Raw genomic sequence first — 20,060 nt, 5'->3', positions numbered from 1 at the left:
GAAAATCTCAATTTCTAAAATTAACAGATAGTGCCAGATACAGAAGTTTTTAACTATTAATTAATCAATTATTAGAAAAAAATCCCCCCTTCCCCCTCTCCCTCTTTCTCCCCTTCCAAAACAAATGTGTTTTGATGCTGATAAGTTGGGTGGTTGAAGTTAGAATCCCTCACCATAATCTTTGATTTGGTGATGGGAGAATGTCAATTAACTATGGTACAATCATTGAGCCAATACCATCATCGGTAAAAATTTCCAGTAATAACGCATGGGGAATTCTTCCATCAATAATATGGGCGGCTTTGACTCCTTGGGCTAATGATCGAACACAACAGTTTACTTTTGGAATCATGCCACCACCGACAACTCCTTCATCAATTAAGTCTCTTGCGTCTTGAATGGAGAGTTTATAAAGTAAAGTAGAAGGATCTTTATAATCTCGTAAAATACCGGGTGTATCAGTGAGTAAAATTAATTTTTCTGCATTCAAAGCGGCCGCAACTTCCCCAGCGATGGTGTCAGCATTGATATTATGTGCTTGTCCTGTATTATCAGCGGCTACACTAGAAATAATGGGAACGTAACCGCTTTCCACTAAAGATTCAACTAAACTACTATCAACACTTAAAACTTCCCCCACAAAACCAACTTTTTCTCTATCCACGGATCTTGCTTGTACCAAATTACCATCTTTTCCACAAATACCAACGGCTTTTCCCCCGGCGTTATTTACCATTGCCACTAATTCTTTATTAACACGACCTACTAATACCATTTCAACTACATCCATTGTAGCGGCATCTGTCACCCTTAAGCCATCTTTAAATTGAGGTTCAATACCTAATTTTGTTAACCAAGTATTAATTTCAGGGCCGCCACCATGAACGACTACAGGACGAACTCCGACGGAGGCTAAAAAGACAATATCTCGGATTACATACTCTTTGAGAGTACTATCTTTCATGGCAGCCCCACCATATTTAATCACAATAGTACGACCAGCAAATTTTTGTATATAGGGGAGAGCTTCACTTAAGACTCTAACTCTAGTGGCTTCTGTTTCTAAAATATATTCGCTTTCTTTTCTATCTTTTGACATACTTTTTATTAATTAAATTTCCCAAAAAGTTACATTACTAAAGAAGGTGACATCAAAATTGTTCACAGATAGCTTTTTTTGGTATTTCTCCCGGTAGATTTAAAGAGGTGATAGCTCCTTAATCGATAGACTTTTTAAGCTAACCCTATTTATCTTCTAGTTTTTGTTACTTTGATAATCCCTGCGTTGGCAACTGCTTCTACTAATCCAATGGCGATAAAATTTGTTAGTAAAGATGATCTACCATAACTCAGAAAAGGTAAAGGTATTCCGGTAATTGGTGCTAATCCCATAGTCATACCAATATTAATAATAGTTTGAAAGGCAATCATGGCTAATACCCCTATGGCTAATAATGAGCCAAAATTATCTCTCGATCGCAAAGCAATGACTATCAAACGCCAACACATTAACCAATAAAGGAGAATTATGATTATCCCACCGATAAAACCAAATTGATCAGCGATCGCACTATAAATAAAGTCTGTATGTTGTTCAGGAACAAAATTAAGATGAGTTTGGGTAGCGTCAAGGAAACCATTCCCGGTAATTTTACCTGAACCGATAGCAATTCTTGATTGTATTAAATGATAACCGCCCCCAAGGGGATCTTTTTCTGGTTCAAGAAATAAAGTTAGGCGATCTTTTTGATAAGGTTTTAATAAATTCCAAAGAAGATGCCCTAATTCTCCAGCACCATAGTTAAGGAATAAAGTAACTAAAGCCCAAAGAGTACGAAAATTATAAGGTAAGGTAAACCATGCAATTAAAATCATGGCGATGACAAAAATAAGCCAAATAGGAAAAACAATATTAAATAAAAAAGCGGAGATAAGGGGAGATAAAATTAATAAAATCCAACCAAGATTTGCATTTGCCCAATATAACATTGTTAAAGTAATTGCCCCAAAGACTAACCCTGTGCCTAAATCTGGTTGAATCATAATTAATACCCAAGGTAAACCCACGGTAGCGATAACTGGGAGAAAATGAGACAATTTTGAAGCATCTCGATAATGCAATAAAGCTGACACAGAAATAATTAAACCAACTTTTGAAAATTATGAGGGTTGAAACTGAAAACCATCAAGATTAAACCAACTTTTAGCGCCATTAAAGGTTTCTCCGGCAAAAATCACGGCTACTAGCATCATATTTGTAATAGCATAGATTAACCAATGATATTTTAATAATAATTCATAACGATAGTTAGACAAAGCAAGTAATATAATTGAACCGATGACAACCATAATTAATTGATTAGACCAATCAGTACCATTTTTATAAATTTGAGTGCTATAAATAATTAAGCTACCGAAACTACTGATACCGATAACAAGGGAAATCAAAAACCAGTCGAAATTTTTTGTATCATTCACGTTTAATACTTAAATGTTAATCAATATTTCTTAATTTTTAATAATATTAATCTTTATTAATCGTTAATTATTTTTAATCTTTTCAAAACTAAGATTGACAATATAGATCAATTTTCATCTCATCATTATACTATGCAAGAATTTAGTGATTTTTTACGTCATAAATACGCTTATATTGCGATCGCAACTTTTAAACCAGGAAAATTTCCTGAAGCACAAAAATTATTTGAACAAGCTGTTGCAACTTATAATCAAGGTTTTGAAGGTGCATATTTATTTCAAAAACCAAATACCGATGAAGGAATCGCTTTCATTATCTGGGAAAAAATAGAAGATATGGAAGAAAATCAAAGTGCAATTTATCAGAAAATTATGGAAAAAATGAAGCATTTATTTGTATCACCTCCAGAAACAGATTTTTATGAAGTATCAACAGAAATTAGAAATTAAGAATAATTAATTAAACTAGGGTTAAGAAAAACGAATCTAAAACCAAAAATCTTGCTTCCTAAAATCAACCTATAGCAGAAATCATTTCTTTAAACCACATTTTGGATTCTCGGAAAGAGTGTCTTTGCGACGAAAGCGACGAAAGCGAGAAATAAAAAATATGGCTTATTCATCTGAAAAGCGCTGTAAATCAAAGATTTTTGGATCGAACTTAAGTATCTATGCTATAGTCATAGTCTGAGTATCGGTTCTTATGAAAAAACAACCATGAGAGGTAACAGGGAAAGAGTAGTAAAAATCTACCACTGTCCCGCAACTGTGATTGAGATAGTTATGCTCATAAGTCAGAACACCTGCCGAAATAAAATAAACTACATAAGTGTTAATCTGCGAGGTACAGAATGAATACACGTCTTAAAAATCGAATCTGCTTAGGTTTGATGGCAAGTTTTAGTTGTTTGATTATTATTTCTTCTCCAAATCCAGCCTATGCCATGCACATCGCCGAAGGTTTTTTACCTATGTCATGGGCGGTTTTTTGGTGGCTTCTCACCATACCTTTTTTAGTATTTGGGTTTAAATCTCTTTCTCATGTTACACAAAAAAATCCAGAGTTAAAACTGCTTTTAGCTTTATCAGGGGCGTTTGGCTTTGTCTTATCAGCTTTGAAAATCCCTTCAGTGACAGGTAGTTGTTCTCATCCTACAGGCACGGGATTAGGAGCTATTTTATTCGGTCCTTCCGTAATGTCAGTTTTAGGTAGTCTCGTATTACTTTTTCAAGCGGTATTATTAGCCCATGGTGGTTTAACTACTTTAGGGGCAAATATTTTTTCGATGGCGATTGTTGGGCCTTGGGTTGCTTTTGTTATCTATAGTATTATGGTTAGTTGTGGGAAACAAAAATTAGGTATTTTTTTCGGTGCAACTTTAGGTAATTTAGCGACTTATGTGGTTACTTCTATTCAACTGGCAATAGTTTTTCCTGCTGTTGAAGGTGGTGTTATGGCTTCATTTATCAAATTTGGTGGTATTTTTGCTATTACTCAAATTCCCCTTGCCATCAGTGAAGGTTTTTTAACGGTGTTGGTGTGGAATTGGTTACAATCTTATGCTATTAATGAGCTACAAACATTAAAACTATTAAAAATCCAAGAAGGATAATCAAAACTATGTCTAATAAAAAAGTAATAACATCTCAATCTAAAAATAAACAAGGCAACTGGTGGTTAATTTCAGCAGTAATTAGTTTAACAGTCTTACCCTTAATTTTTGTCAAAGGAGATTTTGAAGGTGCAGACACAGAAGCACAAAAATTAATTACAGAAATACAACCTAATTATAAACCTTGGATTAAGCCGATAATTGAACCTGCTAGTAGTGAAATTGCCAGTCTTTTATTTGCCTCTCAAGCTGCCTTTGGGGCGGGAGTTATTGGTTATATTATCGGATTTTATAAAGGGAAAAATAACCATTAACAAAGTTACTACCGACAAGATAACAATTAACAATTAAAAAGCTATTCGCCCTTCTGAATTTTTCATTCTTCATTTTAAATTTTAAATTCCTATGAATGCACCATCAAATTGACTCTTTAGCTTATAGTAACAAATTGCGATCGCTTCCTCCAGAACATAAATTAGGATTTGCCTTATTATTATTTATTTTAGGTTATATCTCTTCTTGTTATATTCAGATTTTAATTAGTGTTTGGTTAATAATTTGGATAATTGTTTATGCTGGTATTCCCTTTGTTTTTTATTGTCAGTTATTGGCAATTCCTTTTGGTTTTTGGTTGATGAGTTTACCTCCTTTACTTATCGGTATTGGGGCTTTTTCTTCTATCAATAATTTTCAACAAGATGTTATTTTTGGTTTCCCATTAGGTAATTTTTTCCTTTATCTGAGTAAGCAAGGAATTGCACAAAGTGGCATAATTTTTACTCGCTCATGGTGTTTAACTTCTTGTATGTATTTTATTCTTTTAACCGTCCCCTTCGGAGAAATAATTACTGTTTTGCAAAAATATAAATGCCCTACTTTATTGACAGATTTATTATTATTAATGTATCGCTTTATTTTTATCTTAACTACTACTGCATCGGAATTAATTACTGCTCAAAAAGCTCGTTTTGGTTATCTTAACTGGCGGCGAGGAATCTATAGTTTAAGTTTGGCAATCGCACAACTATTAACTAAATCATTAGAAAATTATCGACAAATATCATTAGGTTTAACATCCAGAGGATTTCAGGGAGAATTAAGAGTTTGGCATTCTCGCCGTTATTACACAAATTGGCGTTATATAAATGAAGCAATAGCTGGTTATAGTTGTTTATTGGTGGTAGTTTTGGCACAAAATTATTAAGATATTTCAGAACTTATAATGATAGAATTTGAAAAAATATTTTACACTTAGGCTATGATTAATTAATTTTATGAATTAAATTATCTCAGTTTGATTTCTTAAGAAAAAAGATATAGAATTTTTCTCTGGAGGTGTAATAATGACTATAATCGAGATGATTAAATCTTTTCAGACTTTATCAGCAGATGAACAAGATTCCTTGTTAGAAATTTTCCGCAATCATCAAGCAAAAAGGAGAGAAGCTGAAATTTTAGCTAATGCCCTTGAATTGAAAGAGGCGATCGCGCTCGGTACTGCTAAAGTTGGTACAGTGGAAGATTTGATAACAGATTTAAACGAGGTTGAAGATGAAGATATTATGGTGTAAGTGTTTTAAGCGTTCTTATCAGAAAGTTATTCAAAAAAGTCCTCAGTTAAAATCAAAAGTTACAGATGGACTTAAAATATTAGCAAATAATCCTTTTACTCCTTCGATTAAATCTCATAAATTAACAGGAAATTTGAAGGGATTTTGGTCTTTTTCGGTAGCTTATGACTGTAGAATTATTTTTAGTTTTTCTGAAGATGGGGAGTTATTAGAAATGATAATTTTGTTAATTGATATTGGCATTCACGATGATATTTACTGATAAAAATATACTGTTAATTCAACATTAATACTTTAATAAGTATTTGATAATTAATTATGATCATCGAATTTGAAAAAATATTTTACACTTATGCCTGTAGTCAAAAACCGACTATCGAAAATTTATCTTTACAACTTCACGGCGGCAAACGCTACGGTTTAATTGGTAATAATGGCTCTGGTAAAACCACTTTTTTACGGTTAGCAAATGGCTTGTATCGCCCTCATCATGGGCTTATTCGCATTTCAGGGAAACCTTTAAATTACGATCGCCAATCTTTAAAAGAGTGGTATCAACAAGTAGGTTTAGTGTTTCAAGATCCTGAACAACAGTTAGTTGCAACTACGGTGGAAGAAGATTTATCCTATGGATTGTGTAATTTAGGGATACCAAATATAGAAATTGAGCAAAGAGTAGCTATTACTTTAAAAGATTTTAATTTAACAGAATTAGCCCATTTTCCGGTTAATTATCTTAGTTTAGGGCAAAAAAAACGTTTGGCGATCGCCGATGTTATGATTCTTAAACCCAAGATATTATTATTAGACGAACCAACAGCATACCTTGATCCGAAACAAAGAAAAGAACTGATTAAACAATTAGAGCAAATTTTCAAGGAAGGCACAACTATCTTATTAGCAACTCACGATCTTGATTTTATTTATCGATGGGCAGACTGGATTTTTGTCATGGATAGGGGGAAAATTGCTCTGGAAGGTACACCAAAACAAGTTTTTGAGCAAAAAATCCTTTTAGAACAATTAGACCTAGATATACCCTTAGAATTAAAATTAAGAACATCAATAATAGACAATTAATTATTTTTTCGCAATATTATAGTAAGGAGGTGTGATCGTATCATCCTCTTTTTTTTAGAGCAATTTCAAACACATATCTCTACATAAAGTAACAAACTGTTACAGTTCATAACAAAGATGAGCAATTATGTCAATGTCAGTGGTAGCATTGCCTAGATAGTAAATATAATTACCATAAAAGCAATATCTGTATGAGCGAAACAATTCAACTCACTGGACAATTACCTAAATTTGGTGGTAGCACTGGCGGTTTACTTTCTGCTGCTGACAGAGAGGAAAAATATGCTATTACTTGGACAAGTAAAAAAGAGCAAGTTTTTGAATTACCTACTGGTGGCGCTGCCATTATGAATGAAGGTGAAAATTTATTTTATTTTGCCCGTAAAGAACAAGCTTTAGCCCTTGGCACTCAATTTCGCACCAAATTTAAGCCTAAAATTGAAGATTACAAAATTTACCGTGTATATCCTACTGGTGAAATCCAATATCTTCATCCTGCTGATGGTGTATTCCCTGAGAAAGTTAATGAAGGTCGTGAATTTAACGGTAAAATTGACAGAAGCATTGGTAAAAATCCAGAGCCTGTCACCCTCAAATTCTCTGGTAAAGCACCTTACGAAGTATAGTTATATATAGTATTAATCTATATTTGTGACACAGGCATCTTGCCTGTTAATCATCAATGTCTTGTTTTTAATACTTAATTAAAATGGTGGGCATTGCCCACTGCACATTTTTAATCGTTAATTTTTGACAATTGCCACAATTTATTATCAGATATTTGCAGTAAAATTTGGTGATAAGTTCTTAAACTTTCACGATGGCCAACGCTAATAAAAGTCGTGTTTGTTTCCAAAAGATGTTTATATAAATTCGCTTCATTTTTTGCATCTAAGGCACTGGTAGCCTCATCAAGAATAGCGTATTGTGGTTGATTAATCAAAATACGAGCAAAAGCGACTCTTTGTTGTTCTCCTAAAGATAGCACCTCTCCCCAGTCTTTTTCTACTTCAAAACCTCCAAATTTTTCGGCTAAATGAGGTAAATTGACTATATTTAAGATATTTTGCAATTCATTTTCTGTAATCTTTTTTGTGAGACTAGGATATATCAACTGTTCTCTTAATGTGCCAATAATCATGTAAGGTTTTTGAGGTAAGAATAACATTTTATTCAATTCTGGGCGAAAAATTGCCCCAGTGCCTGAATTCCATAATCCGGCGATCGCCCGTAATAATGAACTCTTACCGCAACCACTTGTACCCATAATTAATAAACCTTTTCCTTGAGGTAAATTGAAGCTCACATTTTCCATTAATGTGTTTTGATAATTAGGAGTTTGTAAAGTTAAATGTTCGATGGCTAATTGTCCATTTTCAATAGTATCAATTATGCGATTTTCAAGGTTCTTTTTCGTTAATAAATCGGCTTTTTCTTCAGGAGATAAAAATTGATAAAAACTAGATAAACGATTGATTCCAGCGGCAAAAGTTGTCAAAGATTGGAAACGACTAACGATGATATTTAAAGAATAAAATACCCTAGCAAATGCTCCCGTTGCTTCACTAACTTTTCCTACTTCTAAATCACCTGAAAAAACACTTGGTGCAACCACAATAGCTGGAATAACATAGGGTAAAAATTCAAAAGTATTAATAAACAATCCTAAATACAATTCTTGCCAAATAATTAAAGCATTGAAGTTTTTATATAAGTCAGTAAATAGGTTATTTAAGTTGTTTTTTTCTTGGCTTTCTCCTTGATAAAAAGCGATAGATTCAGAGTTTTCTCTTACCCTGACTAAACCGAAACGAAAGTTAGCTTCTTTTTGTAATTGGCTAAAATTTAAACTAACTAATTTTTTCCCAAAAACCCCTGTAGCAATTAAAGTTCCCACAAGAGAATAAACTAATAAAAAGATAACTAACTTTTGTGAAATTGACCACAAAACAAAACTAAAAGCTATTACTTGTAAAATAGATTGAACAACTACTAATAAAAATAGTAAAGAATCTTGAGTAAAACTTCTAATATCTTCAGAAATTCGTTGATCTGGATTATCAATATCAATATTTTTTGCAGCTAATTGATAAAAAGATCTATTGCTAAAATACTTATCTAAAAAATGTTCACTTAACCATTTTCGCCAATATAAACCTAATTTACTTTGAGTATAAGAAAATCCCGCAAATAAAGGGACATAAACTACTAAAATCACTAAAAATCTCAAGACAGTTTCCCAAAATTTTGTCTCATTTTTTGCAGATAAAGTAGAAATTAAATCTCCTTGAGCTGTATTTAATAAAACACTTAATTGAGTATAACCAACTAATAATAATCCTAAAACAATTAAAAGAGTAAAAGCTCCTTTTTTTTCATTTCCTAACCAATACAATTTGGCGATCGCCCAAAAGCGACTAAAAACACTAAAATTAAAACCACGCATATTTAATGAGTCTCAAAATCAAATTTAGTAGGGTAGGCAATGCCCACAATTATTTAAAGAAAAATTGATGAATCTTATTATCTCAGAAAAAGCGCAGAAATATTTTATTGATTTAAAACTTGATTAACTGTAATATTTAATTCAGGAAATAAAGCAGATTTAATGATTTCTTCATCTTTAAATTCAGTGACATCATAAAAACCAGCTACTAATAATAAAATAGAAATTTTTTGCTCAAAAGGATCGATAATCCAATATTCAGGAATCTCCATCGTTGCATATTCTGAGCGTTTATAACGGTAGTCATCTTCACTATTTCCCTTGCTAACAATTTCGATAACTAAGAAAGGAGAAGACTCAATAATTGCCGAATTTAAACTTTTTATTTCTGTGCATTGTTCTGGTGATAAAATCATTAAATCAGGAATTCGGGCTTTATTTTTAGAAATTCTTACACCTACATTACCCGGCATTACTAAATAAGTTAATTTTAATCTTTCAATTTCTTGCTCAAGTAACTTAAATACCAAGCGCATAATTAAAGCATGAAAACCACTAGCAGGGGGCATAATAATTAATTCTCCATTCACGAATTCACATTTATAATCATTACTACCAGATAAAGCTAAATACTCTTCAAAAGATACGGTTTTTTCTAATGTTTGAACCATAACACCACATTTTTTAATTATTATTGAATCTAATATAACAATGATAATCTTCAATATTGTGTAAAATCAAAATCAGTAAAAATGTTATGCTAGATTTTTGCTAATTTCATTTCAAATGAAGGAATTGTGACTGTGACAGATAACGACAAAAATCAAAATCAACGAGATAAAGAAAATTTTATCTTTCCTCATGCTTCCTATCGTGGAGAGTTTAGCCCAGAAAATTTAGTTTTCAACGCTAACTTACAAGAATTTGCTCAAAAAGTAAGCTATGTTTGTAACTTAGAAACTAATGGGAAAATTTCCTCTCAAAGTGCTTATCTTCAAATTAAAAATCTTTGGAAAGAATTAAAAGCAAGTATGAAAAATTTAGGTTTAGAGGAGAAAAAATAGTAAAATTAACTGTAATTACTCATGCAAAATTAATTGTATAGAGTCAATGCAAGGCAATACAAGGCAATGCAAGGGGTTTCAACCCATTGTTAATCTTTGTTACCATAGCTTTGAGAAAAATAAAATGCAGTATTAATTTTTTAGAATTTAGAATTTAGAATTTAGAATTTAGAATGAAGATTTTACCAGTGCATTGTTACCCATTGCCCATCGCCCATTCCCCATTGCCTATTGCCCATTGCCGCAACTTGTGTAACAAGTCTATTATTTATGTCTCGTTCTAAATCTTTACAATACTATATTTTAGCCCGTATTTTACTCGGACCCCTAATGATATGGACAATTATCACTATTGTTTTTTTATTATTAAGGGCAACCCCAGGCGATCCTGCTGATGCGATACTTGGCACAAGAGCACCCGAATCGGCAAAAGAAGCGTTAAGAGAAGAATTAGGTTTAAATGCTCCTTTATGGTTACAATATTTTCGTTATTTAATACAAGTTCTTAATTTTAATCTTGGCACTTCTTTAAGTAGTCGTGGTTTAAATGTTTGGGATGTTATTCAACAATATTTTCCTGCTACCGTAGAATTAGCCTTATTTGGAATTATTGTGGCTATGGTCTTTGGTGTTACCATTGGTATCATATCAGCATCTCGTCCTAATACCGTGTTTGATGTAGGGGGAAGATTATTTGGTATTATCACTTACTCATTACCATTATTTTGGGTAGGTATGATCATGCAGTTAATTTTTGCGGTACAATTACGTTGGTTTCCCCTCGGCACAAGGTTTCCAGTGGGGATGGCAACGCCGAAAACCATTACTGGATTATATACCCTAGATAGCTTATTCTCTTTCAATTTAGGGCAATTTTTCACCTCTATCCATTATCTAATTTTACCTTGTTTAACTTTAGGTATTTTATTAAGTGGCATTTTTGAACGTATTGTTAGAGTAAACTTAAAACAAACATTAAAATCTGAGTATGTAGAAGCCGCTAGGGCAAGAGGTATTCAAGAAAACAAAATTTTAGTGTCCCATGCTCTCAAGAATGGTTTAATACCCGTTATAACTGTCATGGGTTTAACTTTTGCTTCTTTATTAGGAGGTGCTGTTTTAACAGAAGTTACATTTTCATGGCCAGGATTAGGTAACAGATTATATGAAGCGATTTCTTTGAGAGATTATCCCACCGTACAGGGAATTATGGTATTTTTTGGTGTAATAGTAGTATTTGCTAGTATTTTAATTGATATTGTTAACGCTTTAATTGATCCTCGTATTCGATATTAACATTAAAATTATTACATAATTGTTTCAGAGAGTAGGGGCTTAAGATATTAAGCCCTTATATATTTAACCCTTATATATTCAGCTCGTATAAGATACGGGAGTAGCATTGGTTAGAAGTTAAGGTGAAAAGCAAGGTTTAGCCTCAAATTTTTAGTTTACTGTGCTATTTTAGAGTTAACAGAGGTAGAATCATCTTCCCAAAGAGACTCAGAAAAAGAACTACCTAAACTACTATTGCTTACAATAGGCTCTCTAACTTGATAAGAGCTACCCGATACAGTACTCACTTTAACGCTTCTAGGAGTGAATAAAAAGATACTTTCTCCAATTCTCTCTTGATGGCCGTCAATAGCGTATGTACCACCTGCGACAAAATCCACAGCTCTTTGTGCTTCATCAGGCTCCATTATATTTAAGTTTAATACCACACATCTTTGTTCTTTCAAAGTTTGAATTACTTGGGGAATTTCATCAAAAGTGTGAGGCTCAATGACAACAACTTCATTCACAATGTTATTAACTCCTGGCATTCCGATAACGTTACTGGGTAAACTACTTCCGATACTACTGTCCATATCCATATAAGAAGGTGAAGATAACTCCATTTTCAGGTGCGATTTATCCCGTTGACGACGACGAGAAGGAGTGGCAGATTGTACTACTTGAGGCTCTGGCTGTTGTACTTCCTTTACAGGTTCAACAGTTTTTGTCTCTTTCGGTAAATCTTGGGTAGCCATATTCTCGATTTCATCTTCGTAATATTGGTAATCTTGCTGTCCTCCACCAATAATATCTTTTAATTTTCCTAAAAAATTACTCACTTGTTTAATTCCTCAACGACTCTAGTATAATAGTACAAAGTTTGTGATTCCACACAAAAATATAATAAAAATAAAACTTATTTTATCTTATCGGTAAAATTTTGAAGACTCCTATTTAATCAGGCGATCGCAGTTTTTAGTAGTTAAGCCTTGTCAAACTGGTAGTAAGTCTTTTGGGATTGTTAAAAACGTTACAAAAAAACCTCTATTAAAATTAATACATTCATTCTGGTAAATAATCAATATTTAAAATTAAGTCCAATTCAAAAGGTAAATTTTCAGGAAAAGTTGCTATATTTAAACCAGTTTCAATGGATGCTTTTTTTCTCGCTTTTTGATAACAAGTTAATAATTTTTCTTGATAATATACCCTTAAACTTGGACTTTGTTTTAAAGATTCCATAATTCTGTCTCGATGTTCATAAATAGTTAAACGCCAACTATTAGTACGTTTTTGAGGTTGATATTGATACTTTAATAAGTGCATTAATAAAACCTCTAAATTGCTGGTAATACTATTTCTTTCACTTCTCCCCAGAGTTTGTATTTCTTCTAACAAATTGGGTATATCTAATTCATTTAATCTTCCCTCTTTTAATAATAATCCTGTAGTTTCTAACCAAAGAAAAAAATCTTTTTCATATAAACAAATTGTTTCATTAGTCGGTTTTTCAATGACTTGAATATCCATATTTTTATTTATTTCTTGATGATTTTTTTTAACCAAAGTTCTGACTACAAACTTTTTTAATTCTTTCTTTGATGATTTTTACGTTAAAAATTATAAGAAATTTAAGGCTTTTCCTCTTACATTAGTATTTAGTTTTCCTTTTTCCAAAGCTATATTTCCATTGACGATAGTATATACGGGAAAGCCCGTTAAATTCCAACCTTCAAAAGGACTCCAACCGCATTTTGTAGCTAAATTTTCTTTTAATACAGGTTTATAGTTATGTAAATCTACCAAGATTAAATCCGCATCATAACCGACAATTATTTCTCCTTTATTAGGAATATTATACAGTTTTGCCGGATTGGTACACATCCATTTTACCACTTGAGTAAGGGTACATCGTCCTTTTTTGTATTCCGTTAACATTAATGGCAGTGAAGTTTCAACCCCTGGCATTCCTGAAGGGCTATGAGGATAAGGTTTCGCTTTTTCTTGTAAAGTATGAGGTGCATGATCTGTTGCAATACAATCAATTACTCCATCTAATAACGCCCTCCATAAAATTTCGTTATTTTCAGGCGATCGCAAAGGGGGATTCATTTGTGCTAAAGTGCCAATTCTTTGATAGTCGTTGGTATTTAATAAAAGATGTTGAGGGGTGACTTCTGTGGAAATCCATGGAGTTTTATATTCTCGTAAATATTCAGCTTCAATGCCAGTACTAAGATGTAAGATGTGTAAACGGCGTTGATATTTATTGGCCAATTTTACTGCCAATTTGGTGGCATTAAGGGCGGTTTTTTCGTCTTGAATCACGGAATGAATAGCTGGATCTGTGTTACCTTTGAACAGTATTTTTCTTTCTACAATTCTAGCTTGATCTTCTGCATGAACAGCAATTAAACGGCTACCTTTAGCGAAGATAGGTTCAATTTCAGTTTCTGTACTTACTAATAATGCGCCATGATTAGATCCCATAAAGATTTTTATACCACAAGCGGGGTTGGCATTTCGCAAATCATCCAAATTTTCTGCGGTAGCACCCATAAAAAAGCCATAATTAACTAAACATTTTTGACTAGCACGGTATAACTTGTCATCTAAAATTGCCTGAGTGGTGGTTAAAGGGATGGTATTAGGCATTTCAAGGAAGGATGTGACCCCTCCCTTAGCACAGGCACAGGAGGCGGTAAAAAGGTCTTCTTTGTGTTCTAATCCGGGTTCACGAAAATGGACTTGGGGATCGATGACACCGGGTAGTAAAGTTAAACCAGTAGCATCGATAACTTGTGCGGTATCACTAGTTAATTTAGGGGCAATTTCGGCAATTTTTCCTTCTTTAATCAACAAATCTCCCAAGAAAATACCCGCCGTTAGGCAATAAAATTTCTGCGTTGTGAATTAATAAATCAGACGTCATAGTTATCTTAATAATTTATTATGAAAATGGATAATTTTAACTTGTTTAAGTATAGTCTTTTATGGTCGAGAAGTTATCAGGAATTAGGGATAATTTTTTTATTTAATTTTCCATTTTGTTAGAGGCTAGGCAGTTTCATTCTCTTAATAAAAAAAATATTTATTCGTCATAAGTTAAAAGTTTGCATAAATTATAAAAATTTAGCTCTTTCTTGTTGAGTTTTTGTGAGAATTTCTGTTAATTTATTCCATTTTTTTTGTTCAATATTTTCGATGATTTTACTTAAATTTTCTTGATATTCTTTCAATGTAACTAATAATTGTTTACGATTATATTGTGCCATCATTAACCCTAATTCCACATTTCCCCCTCCTACTCTGCTTGTATCTTTAAATCCTGAACTTGCTAAATTTTGTGCTAATTCTATCACTTCTTGATTGTCATTATTAAGACAACTATTAATTAAATTTGCACTTATCATTACGGGTAAATGAGAAATCCATGCTACCGCTTGATCATGTATCTCTGGTGTTGATTCGTACATCTTACATCCTAGCGATCGCCATATTTGAGTTACTTTATGGATAGCATCGGTAGAAGTATTTTTTACTGGAGTAATAACACAAGGGGCATTTTTAAATAAATCAAATTCTGCTGCTTCAATGCCTTGATTTATCGTACCAGCCATGGGATGACTTCCGACAAAATTACCCCATAATTCTGTGGCTTTATAGACGATAGCACCTTTAACAGAACCTACATCAGTAATAATTGTTTTTCGAGGTAGATATTGAATTATACTCTTAATAGTGCTTAAAATGGCTTCTATAGGGGTACAAATAAAAATTAGTTCTGTTTCTGCCAAAATTGAAAAATCAACAGTAGCATCGGTGACTATCCGTTTTTTTATAGCAAGATTACAAGTAGTTAATTGACGAGAAATTCCGATAACATTATAACCTTGACGAGTTAAATCTAAACCTAACGAACCACCGATTAAACCTAAGCCAATGATACCTATTTTCACTTATTTTACTCCAAAAAACCGAAGGACTAAAGTCTTAATGACAAATTTTGAATTAAATTTATTCTTTAAAGATTAATTAAATTACATTAATTTTTTTAGCAATATTCTCTTTTTTTCTCTGATAATGATAGAAATAGTTAATATTCTTGATTAAATAAATGTATATTTTAAAATGATGGAAAAATCAAATGTTTATTTCTCAGAATCTCACTTAAATATTTTACACCTTATGAGTGCGATCGCCTGGGCAGACGGGAATTTAAGTAAAGAAGAAACAGATGTATTGCTAGAATTGTTTAAAACAGATTTACCAGTAGATCCAGAACCGATAGCTTATATGGGCGATAATATGACATTATATGATACAGTGTCGGCAAATCCTGCTATTTATGAACAAATACAAGAAAGAATAGAGGCTGAGTTAGCGTTTAAAGATATTCTTAATAGTTATAAAAATAATTCAATTCCTTTAGAAGATTTAGTGGCACCAATAAAAACCATTGAAGATCGTTGTTTAGCGATAAAGTTGGCTTATATGGTAGTTAAAGCCAGTGCTGATGATGAGGGTAATTTAATTTCTGCTTCAGAAAAAGTAATTTATCGCCAATTATTACAGTTACTAGAAATCGAGGAGAATTTAGTCAAAAAAATTGAATGGGAAGCTGATAAAGAATTAGAAAAATTCCAACATCCTTTCAAAGCATTTATGGCAAATGTAAAAAAAATTCTCTTTAAAAAAATTGAGATTTAATTAGTAATTAGGGTTTGTTGCTGAGAATCATAAGGCTATTAAAATCAAGGGTTTTGACATAATATCAGGTTAATTGAAACAATAATAAAAGAACAATATGTAAAACGGGCCTCTTGCCCGTCTCTAATTATAAATAATTATCCGTAGCAAAATTAAGAGCGTAAATAACGAGAAAAATTATAGTTAGTATTTTGTACTCTAGCTATGCGATTACTGGCAAAATCTCTGATAAAATCATGGGCGGGATAAGCGACAACGATTAAGGTAGTAATAATGGTAATTTTTTGAATTAATTGGTTCATAATTTTTCAATGATTGATAGAGATAAATGATCATTAATATTTATTAGCATTACTCCTTCGCTAATCCATTACCGACAAAAATTTGATCAGTAGTGATTTAAAACTGCTATGAGGATGATCATAACATATAGCAATCCGTTTAGGATTTGTAAACAATCAAAGACTATCAAAAATCAGTTAAAATCCTTGTTCACAATAACAAATGACAAATGACAAAATATTTAATTTTACCAGACACAACCTAAATAAGAATGCTATATCAATTTTGTATTGTGTTTACAAATTTAGTAATTATTAAAAAAAAAATCTAATAATTAAATAAATTTTTCTACCATTTCTGAAGCTGATTGATTAATGTCATCTGCTAAATTAAACAATTCTCTACCAGTATGTAAATAATAATCGTCATAGGTGATAGTGAATCTTTCCAACTCTTCAATACCATCATTAATATGGTTTAATCCATAATAAAGATTAGCAGCAATTCCGGCATATAAACTAGGATTTGGTTGAGATGATAAAATATTTCTAGCTTGAGTAAAATTTTGATAACATTTGTTTAAATAATTAGTGAAAATTAACATTAAACAATCATCAAATACATCAGCAGATAAATGTTCAATTTGTATTTCTAAGGGCATAATAATCTCAGAAATTAAACGATTAACAGGAAAATAAACTTCTTTTAACCACTGACATTGAGAAATATCTCGTTGTTTTTGTTGTTGCCTATTTTGCTGATAATATGTAGAAGCTGTTTGACTTTTTTCTTGTCGATAACTAACAGTATTAGCAAATTGTTGACTTAATTTTTGATCATAAATATGACGATTTTGTTCATCACTAAGCACCTCATAAGCGGCATTTAAGATAATAATTAAATCATGGTTAGCATTTTTATGGTTACTATCAGGATGAAATTCTTTAACTAAACGCCGATAGGCTTGTTTTATTTCCGTTGTAGAAGCATTAATTTCTACTTGTAAAATTTCGTAATAATTCATTTTTAACTGAAATCTTTAAACAATGGAGTACTTAAGTATCGTTCTCCGAAACTAGGTTGAATCATGACAATTAGTTTACCTTTATTTTCAGATCTTTGACCTAATTTTATCGCCCCAGCCAAAGCCGCACCAGTGGAAATTCCTGATAAAATGCCTTCTTGCCGTGCTAATCTTCTAGCATAAATCATCGCTTCATCATCAGTAACAGTGATAATTTCATCGATTAACTCTAATCGTAATACTTCAGGGATGAAACCAGCACCAATGCCTTGTATTTTATGAGGGCCAGGTTTTCCACCTGATAATACAGAACTATTTTTAGGCTCAATGGCGATCGCCTTAAAAGTAGGTTTTTTGGGTTTAATGACTTCAGTGACACCAGTAATGGTACCACCAGTGCCGACACCCGCCACAAGGAAATCAATTTTACCATCAGTATCATCCCAAATTTCTTCGCCAGTGGTTTGATAATGAATTTGAGGATTAGCGGGGTTTTGGAATTGTTGCAACATATAGGCATTGGGAGTAGTATCAAGAATTTCTTGAGCCCGTTGAATGCAACCTCTCATACCTTCACTACCTGGGGTTAACTCTAATGTTGCCCCATAAGCGCGTAACATTGCCCGTCTTTCTTCACTCATAGTTTCAGGCATGGTTAAAATTAACTGATAACCTTTTGCGGCGGCTGCCATAGCTAAAGCAATACCAGTGTTACCAGAAGTAGGCTCAACTAAAATGGTTTTTCCTGGTTTAATTAAACCTGCTTTTTCGGCAACATTAATCATATTAACGCCAATACGATCTTTGACAGAAGCGGAAGGATTCATGCCCTCCAATTTAACAATAATTTCAGCAACACAGTTTTCTTGTTGAGGAATACGATTAAGTTTAATTAATGGAGTTTTACCGACTAATTCGGTGATATTATTAACAATTTTCATTATGTACTAATAGGATATATTTTTATTAATTATATAGGCAATGGGCAATTGGCAAAATTTCCTCATTCTAAATTCTAAATTTTAAAGAGTTTCTTTGATTTTTTACTAATTTTAAAAAATGCAAGTTAAATGCGTTTTAGCTTAGTAGATATTTTCAATAATTAGTAAAATTAGGGATAAATCCCTTACGACAAACCTTCTTACACACTTTTATAATATAAACATATTAAAAACCTTTAATTTTTCAAAAAATTTTTGATAGTAGTTAAATAAGTTTGACTATCTTCTAACATAGGAAAATGGCCAGTTTGGGGAATTTCTACATAATCAATATTATCCCTATTTAAAACCGCAGCTGCTTTTCCCTTATATGAGGGAATTATTTGATCTTTTTCTCCTGAAATTAATAAAGTTGGTACTTTTATTTTCGCAAATTCTTGAGGCATAATATCCACTGCTTTTTTACTTACGGAAGAATAAATTGTCTTTAAGGCAGCGTTATAATCTGCTAATAAAAAATCTTCTAAAAAAGCAATACTCATCTCTTTTGGAATCCTTTGATATAAGAATCTAGCCATGAACATTTTATCAGCAAAAGGTACTTTTAAAAACCAATTGTAACGAAATTTAACTACATAAGCACCTAGTTGATGAAAAGCGGAAAAAGCAAGGGCATTATAAATAAAAATTCCATTGCAAGTTAAGATAGCTTTATGGATTCTTTCAGGGGCTAAATTTAACAAAATTACTCCTATTGATGCTCCCATAGAATGGGCATTAAAATAAATTTTATCGAGGTTAAATATATCTAATAGTATTAATAAATCTTGAGCATAATCTTCTAATTCATAACCAATATTTACTGGTTTTTCTTCTGTTGATTTACCAAAACCACGCATATCATAGAGTAAACAATCATATTCATCAGAGATCGCTTTAGCTGTATTATACCAGTATCGACAAGAGCCTCCCCAACCGTGAATAAAAACCATGACAGGCTTAGGATTATTGTTTTCTGAGGGTTGTCGAATCCATTGGTAATAATGATTTACTCCTCTAATATTAATTTTTCCTTGGGGATCAATAATCATGTTTCAATAGATAAAATTAGAAAAATAATTGATAATAATAAATTTATTTCTCTTCAGTATATTTTAACTTGAGACGCAATCTAAATAATTACCTATGGCTAACTTTTTCATCTATCTAATTATATTTATTTGGGGTGCGTGTATTGGTAGTTTTCTGAATGTGGTAATTTATCGCATCCCGGCAAATATATCTTTGATAAATCCTCCCTCAAGATGCCCAAAATGTAAACATCTTTTAGGTAAAACAGAAAATATCCCCGTTATCGGTTGGTTATGGTTACAAGGTAAATGTCGTTGGTGTCATACTGCCATTTCACCTCGCTATCCTCTGATAGAAGCAATAACAGGGTTATTTTTTATTTTAGTATTTTATCAATTTGGTTTTACATGGTTAAGTGTCGGTTATGTGATTTTCCTGAGTTGGTTAATTGCTTTAGGGTTGATAGATATGGATACCATGACATTACCTAACTCTCTTACTC

General features: G+C 32.2%; 22 protein-coding genes, 2 pseudogenes and 1 riboswitch. Of the genes and pseudogenes, 12 read left to right on the top strand and 12 right to left on the bottom strand.

Annotated elements, in window-relative coordinates; translation table 11 throughout:
• Positions 1-211: 211 nt before the first annotated feature.
• Both argB and rodA read right to left on the bottom strand, forming a co-directional pair.
• The gene (argB, locus tag FWJ34_RS09805; protein ID WP_308255135.1) at positions 212-1,099 is read right to left on the bottom strand and encodes an acetylglutamate kinase; all 888 of its coding nucleotides are present in this window, start codon (positions 1,097-1,099) and stop codon (positions 212-214) included.
• A 149-nt stretch (positions 1,100-1,248) separates the two neighbouring features.
• Positions 1,249-2,478: pseudogene (gene rodA / locus FWJ34_RS09800) on the bottom strand (rod shape-determining protein RodA).
• A gap of 132 nt (positions 2,479-2,610) precedes the next feature.
• Between rodA and FWJ34_RS09795 the strand changes: the two are divergent.
• The 8 genes from FWJ34_RS09795 (at position 2,611) to FWJ34_RS09760 (ending at position 7,368) form a co-directional block, all read left to right on the top strand.
• The gene (locus FWJ34_RS09795; protein WP_308255134.1) at positions 2,611-2,928 is read left to right on the top strand and encodes an antibiotic biosynthesis monooxygenase; all 318 of its coding nucleotides are present in this window, start codon (positions 2,611-2,613) and stop codon (positions 2,926-2,928) included.
• A gap of 228 nt (positions 2,929-3,156) precedes the next feature.
• Positions 3,157-3,304, top strand: a riboswitch (cobalamin riboswitch).
• A gap of 64 nt (positions 3,305-3,368) precedes the next feature.
• Positions 3,369-4,091 (top strand): energy-coupling factor ABC transporter permease, encoded by a 723-nt coding sequence (locus FWJ34_RS09790; protein WP_396231819.1) that lies wholly within the window; start codon positions 3,369-3,371, stop codon positions 4,089-4,091.
• 8 nt (positions 4,092-4,099) lie between these two features.
• Positions 4,100-4,405: an energy-coupling factor ABC transporter substrate-binding protein gene (locus tag FWJ34_RS09785; protein WP_308255132.1), complete on the top strand. Its 306-nt coding sequence runs from the start codon at positions 4,100-4,102 to the stop codon at positions 4,403-4,405.
• 95 nt (positions 4,406-4,500) lie between these two features.
• Positions 4,501-5,295 carry a cobalt ECF transporter T component CbiQ gene (gene cbiQ, locus FWJ34_RS09780; RefSeq protein WP_308255131.1) on the top strand — a complete coding sequence of 265 codons (795 nt, stop codon included), beginning with the start codon at positions 4,501-4,503 and terminating at the stop codon, positions 5,293-5,295.
• A gap of 139 nt (positions 5,296-5,434) precedes the next feature.
• The gene (locus tag FWJ34_RS09775) at positions 5,435-5,662 is read left to right on the top strand and encodes a hypothetical protein (protein WP_308255130.1); all 228 of its coding nucleotides are present in this window, start codon (positions 5,435-5,437) and stop codon (positions 5,660-5,662) included.
• Positions 5,643-5,924 carry a type II toxin-antitoxin system YafQ family toxin gene (locus tag FWJ34_RS09770; protein ID WP_308255129.1) on the top strand — a complete coding sequence of 94 codons (282 nt, stop codon included), beginning with the start codon at positions 5,643-5,645 and terminating at the stop codon, positions 5,922-5,924. Before FWJ34_RS09775 ends, FWJ34_RS09770 begins: the two co-directional genes overlap by 20 nt.
• A 56-nt stretch (positions 5,925-5,980) precedes the next feature.
• Positions 5,981-6,742, top strand: coding sequence for an ABC transporter ATP-binding protein (locus FWJ34_RS09765; protein WP_308255128.1), 762 nt, complete (start codon positions 5,981-5,983; stop codon positions 6,740-6,742).
• 191 nt (positions 6,743-6,933) lie between these two features.
• Entirely contained in the window at positions 6,934-7,368 is a 435-nt protein-coding gene (locus tag FWJ34_RS09760) for a photosystem I reaction center subunit II (RefSeq protein ID WP_308255127.1), read from the top strand.
• Between the two features lie 110 nt (positions 7,369-7,478).
• Here FWJ34_RS09760 and FWJ34_RS09755 read toward each other — a convergent pair whose 3' ends face one another.
• Both FWJ34_RS09755 and FWJ34_RS09750 read right to left on the bottom strand, forming a co-directional pair.
• Complete coding sequence (locus FWJ34_RS09755; protein WP_308255126.1) at positions 7,479-9,188, bottom strand: ABC transporter ATP-binding protein/permease; 1,710 nt, start codon at positions 9,186-9,188, stop codon at positions 7,479-7,481.
• Positions 9,189-9,292: 104 nt separating this feature from the next.
• Positions 9,293-9,859 (bottom strand): Uma2 family endonuclease, encoded by a 567-nt coding sequence (locus FWJ34_RS09750; protein WP_308255125.1) that lies wholly within the window; start codon positions 9,857-9,859, stop codon positions 9,293-9,295.
• Between the two features lie 132 nt (positions 9,860-9,991).
• On the opposite strand from FWJ34_RS09750, the gene FWJ34_RS09745 reads away from it, so the two are divergent.
• Both FWJ34_RS09745 and FWJ34_RS09740 read left to right on the top strand, forming a co-directional pair.
• Positions 9,992-10,252 carry a hypothetical protein gene (locus tag FWJ34_RS09745; RefSeq protein WP_308255124.1) on the top strand — a complete coding sequence of 87 codons (261 nt, stop codon included), beginning with the start codon at positions 9,992-9,994 and terminating at the stop codon, positions 10,250-10,252.
• A gap of 270 nt (positions 10,253-10,522) precedes the next feature.
• A complete protein-coding gene (locus FWJ34_RS09740) occupies positions 10,523-11,548 on the top strand; it encodes an ABC transporter permease (RefSeq protein WP_308255123.1) in 1,026 nt (341 codons plus the stop codon).
• Positions 11,549-11,703: 155 nt separating this feature from the next.
• Here FWJ34_RS09740 and FWJ34_RS09735 read toward each other — a convergent pair whose 3' ends face one another.
• The 4 genes and pseudogenes from FWJ34_RS09735 to FWJ34_RS09720 all read right to left on the bottom strand — a co-directional run bounded on the left by FWJ34_RS09735 (position 11,704) and on the right by FWJ34_RS09720 (position 15,489).
• The gene (locus FWJ34_RS09735) at positions 11,704-12,369 is read right to left on the bottom strand and encodes a cell division protein SepF (protein ID WP_308255122.1); all 666 of its coding nucleotides are present in this window, start codon (positions 12,367-12,369) and stop codon (positions 11,704-11,706) included.
• Between the two features lie 223 nt (positions 12,370-12,592).
• A complete protein-coding gene (locus FWJ34_RS09730; RefSeq protein WP_396231817.1) occupies positions 12,593-13,096 on the bottom strand; it encodes a DUF29 domain-containing protein in 504 nt (167 codons plus the stop codon).
• A 54-nt stretch (positions 13,097-13,150) separates the two neighbouring features.
• Positions 13,151-14,462 (bottom strand): annotated as a pseudogene (locus FWJ34_RS09725) (dihydroorotase).
• Positions 14,463-14,652: 190 nt separating this feature from the next.
• On the bottom strand, positions 14,653-15,489 hold the full coding sequence (locus FWJ34_RS09720) for a prephenate/arogenate dehydrogenase (protein WP_308255121.1): 837 nt from the start codon (positions 15,487-15,489) through the stop codon (positions 14,653-14,655).
• A gap of 172 nt (positions 15,490-15,661) precedes the next feature.
• Between FWJ34_RS09720 and FWJ34_RS09715 the strand changes: the two genes are divergently transcribed.
• Positions 15,662-16,240, top strand: coding sequence for a TerB family tellurite resistance protein (locus tag FWJ34_RS09715; RefSeq protein WP_308255120.1), 579 nt, complete (start codon positions 15,662-15,664; stop codon positions 16,238-16,240).
• A 152-nt stretch (positions 16,241-16,392) separates the two neighbouring features.
• On the opposite strand, the gene FWJ34_RS09710 is transcribed toward FWJ34_RS09715, so the two are convergent.
• From FWJ34_RS09710 to FWJ34_RS09695, 4 genes are all read right to left on the bottom strand, one after another.
• On the bottom strand, positions 16,393-16,542 hold the full coding sequence (locus tag FWJ34_RS09710; protein ID WP_308255119.1) for a hypothetical protein: 150 nt from the start codon (positions 16,540-16,542) through the stop codon (positions 16,393-16,395).
• Positions 16,543-16,856: 314 nt separating this feature from the next.
• Positions 16,857-17,546: a DnaJ domain-containing protein gene (locus tag FWJ34_RS09705; RefSeq protein WP_308255118.1), complete on the bottom strand. Its 690-nt coding sequence runs from the start codon at positions 17,544-17,546 to the stop codon at positions 16,857-16,859.
• Between the two features lie 2 nt (positions 17,547-17,548).
• Positions 17,549-18,487, bottom strand: a complete 939-nt coding sequence (gene cysK / locus FWJ34_RS09700; protein WP_308255117.1) for a cysteine synthase A — start codon at positions 18,485-18,487, stop codon at positions 17,549-17,551.
• A gap of 236 nt (positions 18,488-18,723) precedes the next feature.
• The gene (locus tag FWJ34_RS09695) at positions 18,724-19,578 is read right to left on the bottom strand and encodes an alpha/beta hydrolase (RefSeq protein WP_308255116.1); all 855 of its coding nucleotides are present in this window, start codon (positions 19,576-19,578) and stop codon (positions 18,724-18,726) included.
• A 94-nt stretch (positions 19,579-19,672) separates the two neighbouring features.
• Between FWJ34_RS09695 and FWJ34_RS09690 the strand changes: the two genes are divergently transcribed.
• Positions 19,673-20,060: prepilin peptidase (locus FWJ34_RS09690; protein ID WP_308255115.1), on the top strand; the 388-nt coding region annotated here is incomplete at its 3' end.

The organism is Geminocystis sp. GBBB08 (assembly GCF_016743215.1).
Taxonomy (GTDB): domain Bacteria; phylum Cyanobacteriota; class Cyanobacteriia; order Cyanobacteriales; family Cyanobacteriaceae; genus Geminocystis.
The sequence above is the reverse complement of the archived record's forward strand: the minus strand, read 5'-3'. Positions and strand labels throughout refer to the sequence as shown.

Coding starts and splice junctions, on each gene's coding strand:
- argB (WP_308255135.1), bottom strand. CDS start 1,099: ATGTCAAAAGATAGAAAAGAAAGCGAATATATTTTAGAAACAGAAGCC.
- FWJ34_RS09795 (WP_308255134.1), top strand. CDS start 2,611: ATGCAAGAATTTAGTGATTTTTTACGTCATAAATACGCTTATATTGCG.
- FWJ34_RS09790 (WP_396231819.1), top strand. CDS start 3,369: ATGGCAAGTTTTAGTTGTTTGATTATTATTTCTTCTCCAAATCCAGCC.
- FWJ34_RS09785 (WP_308255132.1), top strand. CDS start 4,100: ATGTCTAATAAAAAAGTAATAACATCTCAATCTAAAAATAAACAAGGC.
- cbiQ (WP_308255131.1), top strand. CDS start 4,501: ATGCACCATCAAATTGACTCTTTAGCTTATAGTAACAAATTGCGATCG.
- FWJ34_RS09775 (WP_308255130.1), top strand. CDS start 5,435: ATGACTATAATCGAGATGATTAAATCTTTTCAGACTTTATCAGCAGAT.
- FWJ34_RS09770 (WP_308255129.1), top strand. CDS start 5,643: ATGAAGATATTATGGTGTAAGTGTTTTAAGCGTTCTTATCAGAAAGTT.
- FWJ34_RS09765 (WP_308255128.1), top strand. CDS start 5,981: ATGATCATCGAATTTGAAAAAATATTTTACACTTATGCCTGTAGTCAA.
- FWJ34_RS09760 (WP_308255127.1), top strand. CDS start 6,934: ATGAGCGAAACAATTCAACTCACTGGACAATTACCTAAATTTGGTGGT.
- FWJ34_RS09755 (WP_308255126.1), bottom strand. CDS start 9,188: ATGCGTGGTTTTAATTTTAGTGTTTTTAGTCGCTTTTGGGCGATCGCC.
- FWJ34_RS09750 (WP_308255125.1), bottom strand. CDS start 9,859: ATGGTTCAAACATTAGAAAAAACCGTATCTTTTGAAGAGTATTTAGCT.
- FWJ34_RS09740 (WP_308255123.1), top strand. CDS start 10,523: ATGTCTCGTTCTAAATCTTTACAATACTATATTTTAGCCCGTATTTTA.
- FWJ34_RS09715 (WP_308255120.1), top strand. CDS start 15,662: ATGATGGAAAAATCAAATGTTTATTTCTCAGAATCTCACTTAAATATT.
- FWJ34_RS09710 (WP_308255119.1), bottom strand. CDS start 16,542: ATGAACCAATTAATTCAAAAAATTACCATTATTACTACCTTAATCGTT.
- FWJ34_RS09705 (WP_308255118.1), bottom strand. CDS start 17,546: ATGAATTATTACGAAATTTTACAAGTAGAAATTAATGCTTCTACAACG.
- cysK (WP_308255117.1), bottom strand. CDS start 18,487: ATGAAAATTGTTAATAATATCACCGAATTAGTCGGTAAAACTCCATTA.
- FWJ34_RS09695 (WP_308255116.1), bottom strand. CDS start 19,578: ATGATTATTGATCCCCAAGGAAAAATTAATATTAGAGGAGTAAATCAT.